The organism is Streptomyces sp. NPDC053474, assembly GCF_044544845.1.
GTDB lineage: Bacteria > Actinomycetota > Actinomycetes > Streptomycetales > Streptomycetaceae > Streptomyces.
Map to the genome: position 1 here is coordinate 404823 of NZ_JBITXV010000001.1, position 15106 is coordinate 419928.

The 15106-nt window shown below is 73.3% G+C and carries 14 protein-coding genes; 5 read left to right on the forward strand and 9 right to left on the reverse strand.

What is annotated here, in order from left to right; all coding sequences use genetic code 11:
* Positions 1-39 precede the first annotated feature (39 nt).
* Complete coding sequence (locus ACIG3E_RS01760; protein WP_399609947.1) at positions 40-2688, reverse strand: MMPL family transporter; 2649 nt, start codon at positions 2686-2688, stop codon at positions 40-42.
* Positions 2689-2964: 276 nt separating this feature from the next.
* Between ACIG3E_RS01760 and ACIG3E_RS01765 the strand changes: the two genes are divergently transcribed.
* Positions 2965-3630: a response regulator transcription factor gene (locus tag ACIG3E_RS01765; protein WP_399610752.1), complete on the forward strand. Its 666-nt coding sequence runs from the start codon at positions 2965-2967 to the stop codon at positions 3628-3630.
* Positions 3627-5165: a sensor histidine kinase gene (locus ACIG3E_RS01770; RefSeq protein WP_399609949.1), complete on the forward strand. Its 1539-nt coding sequence runs from the start codon at positions 3627-3629 to the stop codon at positions 5163-5165. Before ACIG3E_RS01765 ends, ACIG3E_RS01770 begins: the two co-directional genes overlap by 4 nt.
* On the opposite strand, the gene ACIG3E_RS01775 is transcribed toward ACIG3E_RS01770, so the two are convergent.
* Together ACIG3E_RS01775 and ACIG3E_RS01780 are read right to left on the reverse strand one after the other, a co-directional pair.
* Positions 5131-6369, reverse strand: coding sequence for a metallophosphoesterase (locus ACIG3E_RS01775; protein ID WP_399609951.1), 1239 nt, complete (start codon positions 6367-6369; stop codon positions 5131-5133). The two genes, ACIG3E_RS01770 and ACIG3E_RS01775, sit on opposite strands and share 35 nt — an antisense overlap.
* Before the next feature lie 2 nt (positions 6370-6371).
* Positions 6372-6611 carry an SCO4848 family membrane protein gene (locus ACIG3E_RS01780; protein WP_138961436.1) on the reverse strand — a complete coding sequence of 80 codons (240 nt, stop codon included), beginning with the start codon at positions 6609-6611 and terminating at the stop codon, positions 6372-6374.
* 109 nt (positions 6612-6720) lie between these two features.
* Here ACIG3E_RS01780 and ACIG3E_RS01785 point away from each other — a divergent pair, with 109 nt between their 5' ends.
* Complete coding sequence (locus ACIG3E_RS01785; protein WP_399609953.1) at positions 6721-7956, forward strand: D-alanyl-D-alanine carboxypeptidase family protein; 1236 nt, start codon at positions 6721-6723, stop codon at positions 7954-7956.
* Here the strand turns inward: ACIG3E_RS01785 and ACIG3E_RS01790 are convergent.
* From ACIG3E_RS01790 to ACIG3E_RS01805, 4 genes are read right to left on the reverse strand one after another with little or no spacing between them, the layout of a single operon-like run.
* Positions 7925-8857 carry a YihY/virulence factor BrkB family protein gene (locus ACIG3E_RS01790; protein WP_399609955.1) on the reverse strand — a complete coding sequence of 311 codons (933 nt, stop codon included), beginning with the start codon at positions 8855-8857 and terminating at the stop codon, positions 7925-7927. The genes ACIG3E_RS01785 and ACIG3E_RS01790 overlap by 32 nt on opposite strands.
* A complete protein-coding gene (locus tag ACIG3E_RS01795) occupies positions 8845-9345 on the reverse strand; it encodes a GtrA family protein (protein WP_399609957.1) in 501 nt (166 codons plus the stop codon). The genes ACIG3E_RS01790 and ACIG3E_RS01795 overlap by 13 nt, the downstream gene beginning before the upstream one ends.
* The gene (locus ACIG3E_RS01800; RefSeq protein ID WP_399609960.1) at positions 9342-10289 is read right to left on the reverse strand and encodes a decaprenyl-phosphate phosphoribosyltransferase; all 948 of its coding nucleotides are present in this window, start codon (positions 10287-10289) and stop codon (positions 9342-9344) included. The genes ACIG3E_RS01795 and ACIG3E_RS01800 overlap by 4 nt, the downstream gene beginning before the upstream one ends.
* Complete coding sequence (locus ACIG3E_RS01805) at positions 10282-10818, reverse strand: phosphatase PAP2 family protein (RefSeq protein WP_399609963.1); 537 nt, start codon at positions 10816-10818, stop codon at positions 10282-10284. The genes ACIG3E_RS01800 and ACIG3E_RS01805 overlap by 8 nt, the downstream gene beginning before the upstream one ends.
* A 143-nt stretch (positions 10819-10961) precedes the next feature.
* Between ACIG3E_RS01805 and ACIG3E_RS01810 the strand changes: the two genes are divergently transcribed.
* A complete protein-coding gene (locus ACIG3E_RS01810; protein ID WP_399609964.1) occupies positions 10962-12431 on the forward strand; it encodes an FAD-binding protein in 1470 nt (489 codons plus the stop codon).
* A gap of 152 nt (positions 12432-12583) precedes the next feature.
* The gene (locus ACIG3E_RS01815) at positions 12584-13339 is read left to right on the forward strand and encodes a decaprenylphospho-beta-D-erythro-pentofuranosid-2-ulose 2-reductase (protein WP_399609968.1); all 756 of its coding nucleotides are present in this window, start codon (positions 12584-12586) and stop codon (positions 13337-13339) included.
* Between the two features lie 55 nt (positions 13340-13394).
* Here ACIG3E_RS01815 and ACIG3E_RS01820 read toward each other — a convergent pair whose 3' ends face one another.
* Positions 13395-13967 carry a 2'-5' RNA ligase family protein gene (locus ACIG3E_RS01820; protein ID WP_399609970.1) on the reverse strand — a complete coding sequence of 191 codons (573 nt, stop codon included), beginning with the start codon at positions 13965-13967 and terminating at the stop codon, positions 13395-13397.
* 90 nt (positions 13968-14057) lie between these two features.
* Positions 14058-15095 (reverse strand): tryptophan--tRNA ligase, encoded by a 1038-nt coding sequence (gene trpS, locus ACIG3E_RS01825; protein WP_399609972.1) that lies wholly within the window; start codon positions 15093-15095, stop codon positions 14058-14060.
* Between the last annotated feature and the right edge of the window lie 11 nt (positions 15096-15106).

A 15106-nucleotide genomic window follows, 5' to 3' on the forward strand; every position in this document is an offset into this window, starting at 1 on the left:
GAATCCACCCGCTCCCACCCCCGCCGCTCCGCCGAAGCCTCACAGCATGGGCCCCGTGCCCACCGCCTCCAGGAGTTCCAGGTCGTACGTCAGGGGGCCGTTGCCGAGCATGATGTGGCGGGCCTTGGAGGCGTAGCCGGGGGCTGTTGCCGCGAGGAGGTAGACGCCGGGGGCGGGGGCCGACAGGTGGTAGGAGCCGTCGGCCAGGGACGAGACGCGGTCTAGCTGGCGGCCGCTCTTGGACAGCAGGGTCATGGTCACGGTGTGGATGGGCTCGCCGTCGGGCGTGATGATGAAGCCGTGCACGACGTGCGCGCCGCGCTCCTGCGGGGCGGGCAGGCCGGGGGCGGGAGTCTCGTCGTCGGCCGCGTAGGCCGCGTCGTACGGGTCGTACGGGTCGTACGGGGAGAAGTCGCCGCGGGCCGTCAGTGGGTCGACCGCACCGCACGTGCCCTGGGCCGCGCACGCCTCGGGCGCCGCACACGGGTCCGGCGCGGGGCCCGCCGGGCCGAGGGCGGCCGCCACCAGCGCCTCCAGCTCCTCGGGCGCCGGGGGCACGGCGTCCCGCGGCTCGACGGCGAGGTGCGGAAGGCGCCGGTCGAGCCAGGGCGGGAGCCACCAGTTGGCGCGGCCGAGCAGCTGCATGGCGGCGGGGACGAGCGCGGTGCGCAGCACGAACGCGTCGAGCGCGACGGCCGCGGCGAGGCCGATGCCCGCCGTCGCGCCCTCCAGGTCGCCGCTGAGGACGAACGCGGAGAACACGCAGATCATGATGAGGGCCGCGCAGTTGATGACCCGGCTGGTCTCCCCGAGGCCGACGCGCACCGCGCGGGCGTTGTCCCGGGTGTGCACCCACTCCTCGTGCATGCGGCTGACCAGGAACACCTGGTAGTCCATCGACAGGCCGAAGAGCAGCGACAGCATGACGACGGGCAGGAACGCCGTGATCGGGCCCTCCTTGGCGATGCCGAGCGCCTCCGCTCCCCAGCCCCACTGGAACACCGCCACCAGCACGCCGAAGGACGCGGCGGCCGCGACCAGGTTCATGACGGCCGCCGTCAGCGGGACGACGAGGGAGCGGAAGGCGACGAGGAGCAGCAGGAAGCCGAGCACGACGATGGCGCCCACGAAGTACGGCAGGCGGTCCGCCGTGACCGTGGCGAAGTCCTTGAACACCGCGGTCACGCCGCCGACGTGCGCGTCCACGCCCGCTCGCGGAAGGACGTCGGCGCGCAGCCGGTCGATCAGGCGGTCCGTGGCGGCGGACTGCGGCGAGGTGGTGGGGACGACCTGGATGACGGCGGTCCCGCCGTCGGCCGAGGGCGTCGCGGGGGCGACGCGCGCCACGCCCTCCGTCGCGCGGATGCGCTCCACCAGAGCCTCGGTGGCGGCCGGTTCGGCCTTCGCGACGACGACTTGGAGGGGCCCGTTGAAGCCGGGCCCGAAGCCCTCGGCGAGCAGGTCGTAGGCCTGTCGGGTGGTGCTGGACTCCTGGTGGTTGCCCTGGTCGGTGGCGCCGAGGCGCAGGGAGAGGAGCGGCAGCGCCAGGGCCGCCATGACCGCGACGGCGAGCAGCGCGACCGCGCGCGGGCGCCGCTCCACGGCCGCGGCCCAGCGCGCCGCGAGGCCGGTCGGCTCGTCCGGTTCGGGCCCGGTGGCCGCGAGGCGGCGCCGCTGGCGGCGGCTGAGCACGCGGGAGCCGAGCAGGCCGAGCATCGCGGGCAGCAGGGTGAGGGCGGCGAGCACGCTGAGGACGACGGTGAGGGACGCGGCGATGACCACGCCGTCCAGGAAGCGCATGTTCATCACGAGCATCCCGGCGAGCGCGACGCACACGGTGCCGCCCGCGAACAGCACGGCGCGGCCCGAGGTGTCGAGGGCCCGCGCGGCCGACTCCTCGGGGGTGAGGCCGCGCAGGATGCCCCGGCGGTGCCGGGTGACGATGAACAGGGCGTAGTCGATGCCGACGCCGAGCCCGATCAACGTGCCGAGCAGCGGCGCCACTTCGGGCACCGCCGTGACGTGGCTGAGCAGCATCGTGGCGAGCAGCCCGGCGCCGACGGCGAACACGGCGGTGAGGATCGGCAGGAGCATCGCGAAGAGCGAGCCGAAGGCGAGGAAGAGCACCACGGCGGCGGCCGCGATGCCGACGGCCTCCGCGGTGCCCGCGGGCGGCTCCTGGATGCGGGCGACGGCCTGGCCGCCGAGCTCGACCCGCAGGCCCGGGCGGGCGGCGGAGCGCGCGGTGTCGACGACGTCCTCGACGAGGCTCTTCGAGACCTCGTTGGCCTGCTCGGTGAAGGTGATCTGCGCGTACGCGACGCGTCCGTCGCGGCTGACCCGGGCGGCGGCCTCCGGCCCCGGCGCGTACGGGCCCGCCACCTCGCCGACGCCCTTCATCCCGGCGATCTCGGCGAGCACCGGTTCGATCCGGCCGCGCACGGCGGCGTCCCGCGCCGAGCCCCGCGCGGTCTTCCACACCACGGTGTCCGTGTCGCCGCTGCGCTGGGGGAACGCCTTCTCCATCAGGTCACCGGCGCGCGTGGAGTCCGTGTCGGGGGCGGAGAAGACGTTCGCGTAGTCGGTGCCCGCGGAGCCGCCGACGGCCCCTAGACCGACCAGTGCCGTCACCCACAGCACCAGGACCACCAGCCGGTGCCGGTAGCACCAGCGTGCCCATGCGACCACGATGTACGCCCCTTCGTCCCGACGGCCCGGTCTCTTCGCCGGGCCGTGCCGTCCGCCGCCGCCCGGCCCCGCGGCCCCTTCGCACGCGCGAAGGACCCCCAGCATCAGCGGCGGACGGACCGTGCGCGCGGCAAAGGCCGGGATTCTCAAGCAACTCCAAACCACGGAGCGGCCCCCCGGTACAACGAGCACCCCGATACTGGGGACATGAGCCACGCCGAGGATCCCCGGGGAACATCTGTCGCAGAGGCCGCCCCCGTGGCGGGCGCGGCCACCGTGCTCGTCGTGGAGGACGAGCCGAGCATCGCCGACGTCCTCAGCCTCACCCTGCGCTTCCACCGCTTCGACGTGATGACGGCGGGCTCCGTCCGCGAGGCCCTCGCGCTCACCGAGCGCACCCGGCCGGACTGCGCGCTCCTGGACGTGATGCTGCCGGACGGCGACGGCCGGGCGCTCGGGCGTGAACTGCGCGCGCGCAGGCCCGACCTCGCCCTGGTGTTCCTCACCGCCCGCGACGCGCCGACGGAGGTCGTCGGCGCCCTCGGCTTCGCCGACGACTACATCACCAAGCCGTTCCACATCGACGAGGTCGTCGCCCGCATCGGCGCGGTGCTCCGCCGCACCCGGCCCGGCGACGTGCTGCCGCAGCGGCCGCCGCTGCGCTACGGCGACCTGGAGCTGGACGAGACGACGTACCTGGTGCGCAGGGGCGGCCGCGAGGTGCAGCTCACGCCCACCGAGTACGCCCTGCTGCGCTTCCTGGTGCGCAACGCGGGCCGGGTGGTGCCCAAGGAGCAACTGCTGCGCCACGTCTGGCACATCGAGCACGCGGCGGAGTCGACGGTCGTGGAGACGTACATCAGCTATCTGCGGCGCAAGCTCGACCAGGTGGGGCCACCGCTGATCACGACGCGGCGCGGCGTGGGATACGGGCTGGCATGAGGAAGCGGGCGCACACCGGCCCGCGGCGGCTCTTCGGGAACTCGCTGCGCGCCAAGCTCACCCTGGTGAACGTCGTCCTGCTCGCGCTCGGCATCGCGGCCGCGACCGCCGTGAGCATCATGGGCATGAAGCACTACCTGCTGAACAGCGTCGACTCCGAACTGAAGAGCTCACGCGCGGCGTTCAGCGGCATGCCGGTCACCCTCGACCATCTGAGGAAGATCAACAGCTTCAAGAAGTCGCTGATCGAGCTGCCCCAGCAGGTCGGCAAGGAGACCGAACTGACGCCTTCCTCCTCGCTGTTCGTCGCGGTCGACATCGACGACAGGCCCGTCAACTTCGGGTACGTCGGCTCGACGGAGCTCCAGCTCCAGCTCGCCCAAGCCGTCGGCGACGCGCAGGAGTTCGCGGACAAGGAGACGCCGAGCGACGTACGGCTGGGCGGCGACTCCTACCGCGCCCTCGGCATGCGGATCGCCGACGGCACGGTCCTCGTCATCGCCACCTCCACGGAGGACGTGCACGCGAGCGTGCGCCAGGCGCTCCGGGTCGACCTCGCCTTCGGCGTGCTGCTGCTCGCGCTGCTCGCCGTCCTCACGATGATGTCCGCGAGCCGACGCCTGCGGCCCCTGGAGGACATGGTCGAGACGGCCTCCGCGATCGCGGAGGGCGATCTGAAGCGGCGCGTGCCCCGCAGCCGGACCGAGGTGCGGGAGACCGAGCAGCTGCGGCTCGCGCTCAACTCCATGCTCCAGCAGGTCGAGGCGGCCTTCGCGACCCGTGAGCGCAGCGAGGCCCAGCTGCGGCAGTTCGTCGCGGACGCCTCGCACGAGCTGCGCACCCCGCTGTCCGCGATCCGCGGCTACCTCCAGCTCTACGACAACGGCATGCTGACCACCCCGGAGGACCGGAGCCGCGCCTGGTGCCGCGTCAACGCCGAGACCGACCGCATGAACCACCTCGTGGAGGAGCTGCTCACCCTGGCCCGCCTCGACCAGCAGCCCGAGCTCCGCCTGCGCCCCGTCGACCTGAGCCGTCTGGTGCGGGACGCGGCCGACGACCTGCGGGCGCAGGACCCGGGCCGTCCGCTCACGGTGTGCGCGGACGGCGCGATCCTCGTCCGGGCGGACGAGCAGGGCCTGCGCAAGGTCCTCGCCAATCTGCTCGCCAACGTCCGCGCCCACACCCCCGCCGAGACCCCGGTGCGGCTCGGCCTTGAGCGGCGGGGCCAGGTGGTGTGCCTGACCGTGGCGGACGAGGGTCCGGGGCTCGGCGAACAGGACGCGGCCCGGGTCTTCGACCGCTTCTTCCGTACGGGCCGCAGCGGGGGCAGCGGGCTCGGCATGGCCATCGTGCAGGGCGTGGTGGCGGCCCACGGCGGCCGCGTCCAGCTCCGCACGGCACCGGGCGAGGGCCTGACCGTCGTGGTCAGCCTCCCGCGCGTGCCGTCACCGCCGTCGCGGCCGCGCCCGAAGGAGCCGCGGGAGCCGGTCGCCCTGCTCACGCCGCACGCGACGCCAGCTCCACCACCGTGATGTCGGACGGGGCCCCCACCCTGACGGGCGGGCCCCACGCCCCGGCGCCGCGGGTGACGTACAGCTGGGTGTCGCCGTAGCGCTCCAGGCCCGCGAGCGTGGGGTTGGCGAGGTCGGCGACGACGTTGTTGGGCCAGAGCTGGCCGCCGTGGGTGTGGCCGGAGAGCTGGAGGTCGACGCCGTGCTCGACGGCGTCGTGGATGACCACGGGCTGGTGGGCGAGGAGCACCGAGGCACGCGTGCGGTCCCGGTCGCCGAGCGCCTTGGCGAAGTCGGGCCCCTGGCCCTCGTCCTCGCCCTGTACGTCGTTGACTCCGGCGAGGTCGAAGTACGGCAGTTCGGTGCGGGCGTTCTCCAGGGGGCGCAGGCCGAGCGAGCGGACGTGCTCCACCCACTGCTCGGCGCCGGAGAAGTACTCGTGGTTGCCCGTGACGAAGAAGCTTCCGTGGCGTGCGCGCAGGTCCGCGAGCGGGCGGGCGGCGCCCGCGAGGTCCTCGACGTCCCCGTCCACCAGGTCGCCGACGATCGCGATGAGGTCGGCCTGGGTGGAGTTGACGGTGTCCACCACGCGCCGGGCGAAGCCCTCACCGAGCACCGGGCCCAAGTGGATGTCGCTGACGACGGCGATCCGGAAGCCGTGCGCCGCACGCGGCAGCTTGGCCAGGGGGACGGTGATCCGCTTCACGCGGGGGCCTCGGAGCACCTCGTACGTGCCGTAGCCCACGGTCGCCGCCGCCACGGTGGCTGCGCCCGCGGCTACCGTTCTGGCCACGAAGACGCGGCGGGGCAGGTCACCGCCGGGGCCCGTCGGCTGGGGCTGCGCCCCTTTCCCCGCCTCGTTGGCGCTTCGCGCCTCGTCCTCAAGCGCCGGACGGGCTGATTCGCTCGCTGGCCACCGGTTCAACAGCGGGCGTACTAGCTCCCCCACCAGCAACGCCAGGAGCAGGTACAGCGCGAACGCCATCCACAGGAAGCCCGGCCACGCCAGGACCTGCTGGAGCAGGAACGGTGCCCCGGTGCGCTCCGCCGCCAGCGCTCCGAACATCAGCAGGGGTCCCGCGAGGAACGCCGGAGTGCCCAGGCGTCTGCCCCACGAGCCCTTGATCGTGGTGTCGCGCACCGTCCGTCGCCACACGTACCAGAGCAGGCCGCCGAAGACGGCGGCCGCACCCAGGGCGACCAGGGCGAACCCGAGGACGCCCACCGCTATGAGCTTCGGCGCAGTGCGCGCACCCCACGCAACCCGATGGTCCCGACCACCGTCCCCAAGACAAAGGAGACAACGGCGAGCGTCAGGTGCACCCAGAAGTACGCCGTGGGACGGCCGTCGTCGAAGGCGAGCCCGCTGCCGTCCTTCCACAGGTTCTTGACGAAAGTGATCCAGATGACCCAGCTCCACGCGCCGAAGGCGAGCAGGAACCAGGAGACGGGGCGGCTGAGCTTCATACGCTCAGTATCACCAGGCGCCCTCACGGACCGCCTTCGGGGTGGGGGCCGCCGGGCGGGGCGGACCTCGGCACAAACGGGCGCCGCCACGCCCTGTACGTTCTCGTCCGTGCCTGCTGTGAAGAAGACCGCCCTGCTCATCGCCACTGCGACCCTGGTGTCCCTGTCGGCGGCCACGCCCGCGCTCGCCGACGGCAAGCCGGGCGGCGACAAGGACAAACAGCCGAAGCCGCCCGCGCACATGTCCACGGTCGGCGGCGCCCGCCTCGGCAAGCCGGGCACCCAGGTGGATCTCCAGTCGGGCGCGCCAGTGCTGCCCAAGGACCTGTCGGCCCGCTCCTGGATGGTCTCGGACGCGGAGTCGGGCGAGGTGCTCGCCGCGCACAACCCGCACTGGCGCCTCGCCCCGGCGAGCACCCTGAAGATGCTGTTCGCGGACACCGTGCTGCCGAAGTTCCCCAAGACCCAGAAGCACAAGGTCGCGCTGACCGACATGCAGGGCATCGGCCCGGGCAGCAGCCTGGTCGGCATCAAGGAGAACGAGACGTACTCGGTCCACGACCTGTGGCTGGGCGTCTTCCTGCGCTCCGGCAACGACGCGGTGCACGTCCTGTCCGCGATGAACGGCGGCGTGCCGCGGACCGTGCAGGACATGCAGAAGCACGCCGAGGAGCTCCAGGCCCTCGACACCCACGTCGTCACGCCGGACGGCTACGACGAGAAGGGCCAGGTGTCGTCCGCGTACGACCTGAGCCTGTTCGCCCGCTCCGGCCTGCAGAAGAAGGACTTCCGCGAGTACTGCGCGACGGCCACCGCGGAGTTCCCCGGCGCGACCGTGAAGGTGAAGAAGGGCAAGGACAAGGGCAAGACGAAGCGCGAGTCCTTCGGCATCCAGAACACCAACCGCCTGCTCACCGGGGCCGACGGCGTCGAGGCGTACAAGGGCATCGCGGGCGTCAAGAACGGCTCGACGACCAACGCGGGCAACACCTTCACGGGTGTCGCCGAGCGCGACGGCAAGGTGCTGCTCGTCACCGTCATGAACCCCTCGTCGGGCGAGCCGCACGCCGTCTACAAGGAGACGGCCCGGCTGCTCGACTGGGGCTTCGCGGCGCACGACAAGGTGAAGCCGGTCGGCGAGCTGGTCCCGCCGAAGGGCGCCGCCACCGGCGCGGGCAAGGGCGCCCCGGGCGACGGCGGCACGAACGCGAAGAACGTGGCGCACGCCTCGGGCAGCAAGTCCAGCGGCATGGGCGTCGCGCTCGGCATCACGGCCGGGGTGCTCGCCCTGGTCGCGGGCGGTCTGTTCCTGCTCAACCGTCGCTGGCCGCTGCGCCGGGGCTGACGGGCTCCCCGGCCTGCCGGGCCGCGCTGTCCGTCGTGCGCTCCTCGGGGCGTTCCGTCTTCGGCACGGCCGTCCAGGCGGCGCAGAAGAGGAGCAGCTTCGCGGTGAAGTTGATCCACAGCAGCAGCGCGACGGGCACGCCGAAGGCGCCGTACATGCTCTTCGCGGCGACGCCCTTCATATAGCCGCCGAGCAGCAGTTTCAGGAGCTCGAACCCGGCCGCGCCGAGCAGGGCTGCGACGATCAGCGCGCGCCGGGGCGGCTGGACGCCGGGCAGCAGCGTGAGGACGTACAGCAGGAGCAGGAAGTCGGCGAGGACGGCGACGGCGAACGCGGCGAGCTGGAGCAGGACGCCGCCGGGGCCGTCCTTGTCGACGCCGAGCTGTTCGGCGGTCCAGCCCACGGCGGTGGAGGCGACGGCGGAGGCGATCAGTGAGGCCAGCCCGGCGCCGCCGAGCCCGGCGAGCACGCCGAGGTCCTTGAGCTTGCGCAGGAAGGGGTTCTCGTCGGTGTCGTCGAGCAGCCACACCGCGCGCAGGCACTCCCTTATCGAGCCGACCCAGCCGACGCCGGTGAACAGCAGCAGGGCGCCCGCGACGAGGCCGACGGTGCCCGCGTTGGCGACGAGGGCGTCCAGGTCGAGCTGGTCGGAGATGCCGGGGACCTGCTCGGAGATCTTGTCCTCGATCTTCTGCGTCTGCTTCGCGGAGAGGGTGGCCGCGGCGATGGCCGCGGCCACCGTGATCAGCGGGAACAGCGCGACGAAGCTGATGAAGGTCATGGCGGCGGCGAGCCTGCTCCAGTGGACCTCGTCGAGCCGTTCGTAGGAGCGCCACGCGTGGGTGCGCGTCAGCCGTTCGACGTACGGCCCGATGCCCGGCAGCTTCTTCAGCCAGTCCATGTCCCCTGCCCCGTTCCTGGTGCGGTCTGTGCGGCCCGCGGGGTCCCCGTGACCTGCGGGATCCGTGCGGCCTGTGAGCGGAATACCAACGTCCGGGTACCCCAAAACCGCAGGACAGTGGCCAGTGCCATGCCGATTCCCGCACCGGATACCGTGTCCGCCCGGCGCGAGGTCAACCCGAGGCCGTAGTGGGAGACGGCGATGCACAGGAGCTGGACGAGGGCGCCCGCGACGTTGACGGCGCAGAAGACGGCGTACTGGCGCAGCCGCGAGGCCCCTCCCGCTTCGGTCCGGCGGTAGGTGCCGAGCGCGTTGCCCGCGTACGCGACCGTGCACCCGGCGACGAACGACAGGGCCTTCGCGGTCAGCGGGTCGAGCCCGACGGGCCCGCGCAGCCACAGGAACAGACCGAGGTCGGCGGCGTACGCGCAGAGCCCGGCGGCGGCGAAGCCGAGCAGCTCGCGCGCGGCGGGGCGCACGCGCCTCACCAGTCCGCGACCGCGAGCCCGTACATGGCGAGCCAGCCGAGCCCGATCACGGCGAGCGCGCGGTCGTGCAGGACGACGTCCTCGGGCTCGCCCGCGGTGCCCCGGTCGGCGAACACGGCGTAGCGCAGGACCGCGAGGATGAAGGCGACCATGGACAGCTGCCGCCACGGCAGCACGCCGGTGCCCGCGGCGGAGCCGGACTCCATGGCCCACAGGCAGTACGCGAGCACGGCGACACCCGCCGCGAGCTGCCAGACGAACCGCAGGTAGCCGGTGGTGTACTCGGTCAGGAGCGCCCGGGTCGCGCCCGCCCGGCCCGCCATCTGCACGGCCTCGGAGTACCGCTTGGCGGAGACCATGAAGAGCGCGCCGAAGCCGGTCGTGATCAGGAACCAGCGCGACAGCGGAATCCCGAGCGCGATCCCGCCGATCATCGCCCGCATCAGGAATCCGGTGGTGACGACGGCGAGGTCGACGACGAGCACGTGCTTGAGGCTGACGCAGTACGCGAGCTGCATCACCACGTACGCGGCGAGCAGACAGGCCGTCAGCGGCGTGCACAGCGCGGCGGCCGCGAGCGGCGCGGCCACGGCGAGCACCCCGCCCGCGGTGTACGCGACGGGCACCGGGACCACCCCGGCCGCGACGGGCCTGCGGCACTTGGTGGGGTGGGCGCGGTCGGCGTCGGCGTCGCGGGCGTCGTTGATCAGGTAGACGGCGGCCGCGGCGGCCGTGAACAGGGCGAAGACCAGCGCGAGTTGGCCGAGCGCGTGGCGCGAGAACAGCTCGCCCGCAGCCGCCGGGGCCGCGATGACCAGGACGTTCTTGATCCACTGGCGGGGCCGCGCGGTCTTCAGGAGCCCGAGCGGCAGGCCCCCGGGGCCGGGCTTCGGGGCCTGCGGGGAGCGGGGCGGGGCGAGCAGGGCGGTGGTGCGGTCAGCCATCGTGACGGCCTCCGTTCGGGCGCGGGGCGCGGGTCCCGCGCAGCCAGGGGACTCCGGCGCACGCGGTGGCCGCGCCGAGGGCCGCGCCCACCGCCACGTCCGAGGGGTAGTGCACGCCGACGACGAGCCGGGAGAGGCACATCGCGGCGGCGAGCGGCGGGAGCAGCCGGGCGCCCGTCGGCCGCAGCGCGCCGTACGCCACCGCGGCCGCGACCGCCGACGTGGCGTGCGAGCTGGGGAAGGAGTGCCGCCCCGCGGTCCGTACGAGCGGGGTGACGTGCGCGGGCCGTGGACGCCGGACGAGCCGCTTCACCCCCATGCTGGCCAGGTGCGCGGTGGCGGTGAGCGCGGCGGCCCGCAGCCAGGCGGGGCGCCGCTCGCGGTCGAGCGCGGCCCCGGTCAGGCCCAGGGCGAGCCACAGCGCGCCGTGCTCACCGCTGTGGGACAGGGCGCGGGCGGCGGCCGCCACGCGCGGATCGCTCCCGCGGGCGCGCAGGGCCGAGAGCAGCCGGTGGTCCATGTCGTCCATACGGACAGGCAACACCCCGCGAATTGCAGGATTGTTGGGTGACACTCTTTTAATCGCCCATTCCGGTGAGAGTAAGGACGATTTAGGAAGAACAGTCCCTCATAGGGAGCAAGCGGCACATATACGGGCGATACGGTCGCGCCATGCCTGCCGTGCCCGCCGCCGCGCCCGCCGTGCCCGCCACGCCCGCTTCCCCTGCTCCGCCCGCTTCTCCGGCCCCGCCCGCCGCCGCTCCGCCCGCCGCCTCCGCTCAGCCCGCCGTGTCCGACGCGCTCGCCGCGCCCCTGTCCGGCTGGGGCCGCACCGCTCCCACGGCGGCCCGCCTTGTGCGCCCCCGCTCCCGCGAGGAGGCCGTGGCCGCGCTGCACGCCTGCGCGGAACGCGGCGGCATCGCGCGCGGGCTCGGCCGCGCCTACGGGGACGCCGCGCAGAACGCGGGCGGCGCCGTGCTCGACATGACGGGCCTGGACCGGGTGCACACCATCGACGCCGACACGGGCACGGTCGTGTGCGACGCGGGCGTCTCGCTGCACCACCTGATGGAAGTCCTGCTGCCGCTCGGCTGGTTCGTGCCGGTGACGCCCGGCACCCGCTACGTCACCGTCGGCGGAGCGATCGGCGCCGACATCCACGGCAAGAACCACCACGTCTCGGGCTCGTTCTCCCGCCACGTACGCTCCTTCGACCTGCTCACGGCCGACGGCGCGGTCCGCGCGGTGAAGCCCGGCAGCAAGCTCTTCAACGCCACGGCGGGCGGCATGGGCCTGACCGGCGTCATCCTCAAGGCGAAGCTGCGCTGCCTGCCGGTGGAGACCTCCTACATGTCCGTGGACACCGAACGGGCCACGGACCTGGACGACTTGATGGCCCGCCTCACCGCCACCGACCACCGCTACCGGTACTCCGTGGCGTGGATCGACCTCCTCGCGCGCGGCGCCGCGACGGGCCGCGCCGTCCTCACGCGCGGCGACCACGCCCCCTTGGACGCCCTGGACGCCCGCGCCCGCAGGGCCCCGCTGGCCTTCCGCCCCCGCAGGCTCCCGCCCGCCCCGGCCTTCCTGCCCGAGGGCCTCCTGCGCCGCACGACCGTCGGCCTCTTCAACGAGCTCTGGTACCGCAAGGCGCCGCGCTCCCGCACCGCCGAGATCCAGCGCGTCCCGGCCTTCTTCCACCCCCTGGACGGCGTCCCCCACTGGAACCGCGTGTACGGCAAGGGCGGCTTCCTCCAGTACCAGTTCGTCGTCGGCCACGGCCAGGAGGAGACGCTGCGGCGCATCGTGCAGCGCATCGCCCGGCACCGCTGCCCGTCCTTCCTCGCCGTACTCAAACGCTTCGGCGACGCCGACCCCGGCTGGCTCTCCTTCCCCGTGCCGGGCTGGACCCTGGCCCTGGACATCCCCGCGCACCTGCCCGGCCTCGCCCAGCTCCTGGACGGCCTGGACGAGGAGGTCGCCGCCGCGGGCGGCCGCGTCTACCTGGCCAAGGACTCCCGCATGCGCCCCGAGGTGCTTGCCGCGATGTACCCCCAGCTCCCCGCCTTCCGCGCGCTGCGCGCGGAACTGGACCCGCGGAACGTCTTCCGCTCGGACCTGTCGCGCCGCCTGGATCTCTAGCAGTACCGGGGAATCAGCCCGTCCGGCGATTGAGGACGAGGCGCGAAGCGCCGATAAAGCGGGGGCACGGGGGCGGCAGCCCCCGGTTCGGGAAGGGGCGGGCCTGGGGCGCACCGCGAGGGCCCCCCCACGCACCCCACCCAAGGAGAGCCATGAAAGACGCCTTCGGCACCCCCCAGTCCCTCCTGGTCCTGGGCGGCTCATCGGAGATCGCCCAGGCCACGGCCCACCGCCTGGTGACCCGCCGCACCCGCGACATCTGGCTGGCGGGCCGCCCGTCGCCCACCCTGGAACGCTCCGCGCAGGCCCTGCGCGACCGGGGCGCCGACACCAGGACCGTGCCGTTCGACGCCCTGGACCCCGAGTCCCACGAGACCGCCCTCGGCAAGGTCTTCGCGGAGGGCGACGTCGACATGGTCCTGCTGGCCTTCGGCACGCTCGGCGACCAGGCCCGCGACGAGGCCGACCCCGTCGCCGCGGCCCGCGTGGCCCAGACGAACTACACCGGCGCGGTCTCCGCGGGCCTGGTCTGCGCCCGCGCCCTCCAGGCCCAGGGCCACGGCTCGCTCGTCGTGCTCTCCTCCGTCGCGGCCGAGCGCGCCCGCCGCTCGAACTTCATCTACGGCTCCAGCAAGGCGGGCCTCGACGCCTTCGCCCAGGGCCTGGGTGACGCGTTGCACGGCACCGGCGTGCACGTGATGGTCGTGCGCCCCGGCTTCGTGCGGTCGAGGATGACGGCGGGCCTGGCGGAGGCCCCCCTCGCGACGACGCCGCAGGCCGTGGCCGTGGCCATCGAGGCGGGCCTGCGCCGCCGCGCGGAGACGGTGTGGGTCCCGGGGAAGCTGCGCCTGGTGATGTCGGCCCTGCGGCACGTGCCGCGGCCGGTCTTCCGCCGCCTGCCGGTGTGACCGGTGCGGCCGGAGTGACCCGTGCGGCCGGTGTGGCCCGTGCGGGCGCGGCGGGTCAGCGGGCGGGCAGGGTGTCCCGGGCCGCGGCCTGCGGCGGCACCGTGGACCCGCCGAAGGTGAACTCGCGCAGCTTGCGCCACACCCCGTCGGCCCCCTGCTCGTACAGCGCGAAGCCGGTGCAGGGCCACTCGGCCTCGTAGTCGGCGAGTTCCTCGTACGCCCGGTCCATGGCCTCTTCGGCGATGCCGTGCGCCACGGTGACGTGCGGGTGGTACGGGAACTGCAGTTCGCGCGCGAGCGGCCCGGACGCGGCGCGGACCCGCTCCTGGAGCCAGGAGCAGGCGGAGCCGCCCTCGACGACCTGGACGAAGACGACGGGCGAGAGGGGACGGAACGTGCCGGTGCCGGAGAGCCGCATCGGGAACGGTCTGCCCGCCGCCGCCACCGACACGAGGTGGTGCTCCACCGCGGGCAGCGCCGCGGCGGCCACCTCAGTGGGCGGCAGCAGCGTGACGTGCGTGGGGATGCCGTGCGCGGCGGGGTCACCGAAGCCCGCACGCAGCTCCTGGAGCAGGCTGCCGTGTGGCTCCGGGACCGCGATCGACACACCGATCGTTACGGTCCCCACGTCGTACTCCTGTCGTCGTGTGGTGGGCAGGGGGGTGCCGCCGTGCCGGGGAACGGCGGCCGTGCTGCTCGGCCTGTGCTCGGGTGGAGCTCAGTGCTTGGCGGGCAGGAAGCCCACCTTGTCGTACGCCTGGGCGAGGGTCTCCGCCGCGACGGCGCGCGCCTTCTCCGCGCCCTTGGCCAGGATCGAGTCGAGCGTCTCCGGGTCGTCCAGGAACGCCTGGGTCCGGTCCCGGAAGGGGGTGACGAACTCGACCATGGCCTCGGCGAGGTCGGTCTTCAGCGCACCGTAGCCCTTGCCGGTGTACTTCTGCTCCAGTTCCGGGATACCGGTACCGGTGAGCGTGGAGTAAATGGTGAGGAGGTTGCTGACGCCCGGCTTCTGCTCCGTGTCGTACCTGATCACCGTGTCGGTGTCGGTGACCGCGCTCTTGACCTTCTTCGCGGTGGCCTTCGGCTCGTCGAGGAGGTTGATCAGGCCCTTCGGGGTGGACGCCGACTTGCTCATCTTGACCGTCGGGTCCTGCAGGTCGTAGATCTTCGCCGTCTCCTTGAGGATGTACGGCTTGGGGACCGTGAAGGTCGCGCCGAAGCGGCCGTTGAAGCGCTCGGCCAGGTCGCGGGTGAGCTCGATGTGCTGGCGCTGGTCCTCGCCGACCGGGACCTCGTGGGCCTGGTAGAGCAGGATGTCCGCGACCTGGAGGACCGGGTACGTGAACAGGCCGACGGAGGCCCGGTCCGCGCCCTGCTTGGCCGACTTGTCCTTGAACTGCGTCATGCGGGAGGCCTCGCCGAAGCCCGTCAGGCAGTTCATGACCCAGGCGAGCTGGGCGTGCTCGGGCACGTGGCTCTGCACGAACAGGGTGCAGCGCTCCGGGTCGAGCCCGGCGGCGAGCAGCTGGGCGGCGGCGAGCCGGGTGTTCGCGCGCAGCTCGGCCGGGTCCTGCGGGACCGTGATCGCGTGCAGGTCCACGACCATGTAGAACGCGTCGTGGGACTCCTGGAGGGCCACCCACTGGCGCACGGCGCCCAGGTAGTTGCCGAGGTGGAACGAGCCTGCGGTGGGCTGGATCCCGGAGAGCACACGGGGTCGGTCACCGGCGGCGGGTCGGGGACTTTCAGAGGCCATGCCCAGCATTC

Bases quoted from the DNA above. Each gene is read 5' to 3' on its own strand.
- ACIG3E_RS01770 (WP_399609949.1), top strand. From the start codon at position 3,627: ATGAGGAAGCGGGCGCACACCGGCCCGCGGCGGCTCTTCGGGAACTCG.
- ACIG3E_RS01780 (WP_138961436.1), bottom strand. From the start codon at position 6,611: ATGAAGCTCAGCCGCCCCGTCTCCTGGTTCCTGCTCGCCTTCGGCGCG.
- ACIG3E_RS01790 (WP_399609955.1), bottom strand. From the start codon at position 8,857: ATGGACTGGCTGAAGAAGCTGCCGGGCATCGGGCCGTACGTCGAACGG.
- ACIG3E_RS01800 (WP_399609960.1), bottom strand. From the start codon at position 10,289: ATGGCTGACCGCACCACCGCCCTGCTCGCCCCGCCCCGCTCCCCGCAG.
- ACIG3E_RS01805 (WP_399609963.1), bottom strand. From the start codon at position 10,818: ATGGACGACATGGACCACCGGCTGCTCTCGGCCCTGCGCGCCCGCGGG.
- ACIG3E_RS01810 (WP_399609964.1), top strand. From the start codon at position 10,962: ATGCCTGCCGTGCCCGCCGCCGCGCCCGCCGTGCCCGCCACGCCCGCT.
- ACIG3E_RS01815 (WP_399609968.1), top strand. From the start codon at position 12,584: ATGAAAGACGCCTTCGGCACCCCCCAGTCCCTCCTGGTCCTGGGCGGC.
- trpS (WP_399609972.1), bottom strand. From the start codon at position 15,095: ATGGCCTCTGAAAGTCCCCGACCCGCCGCCGGTGACCGACCCCGTGTG.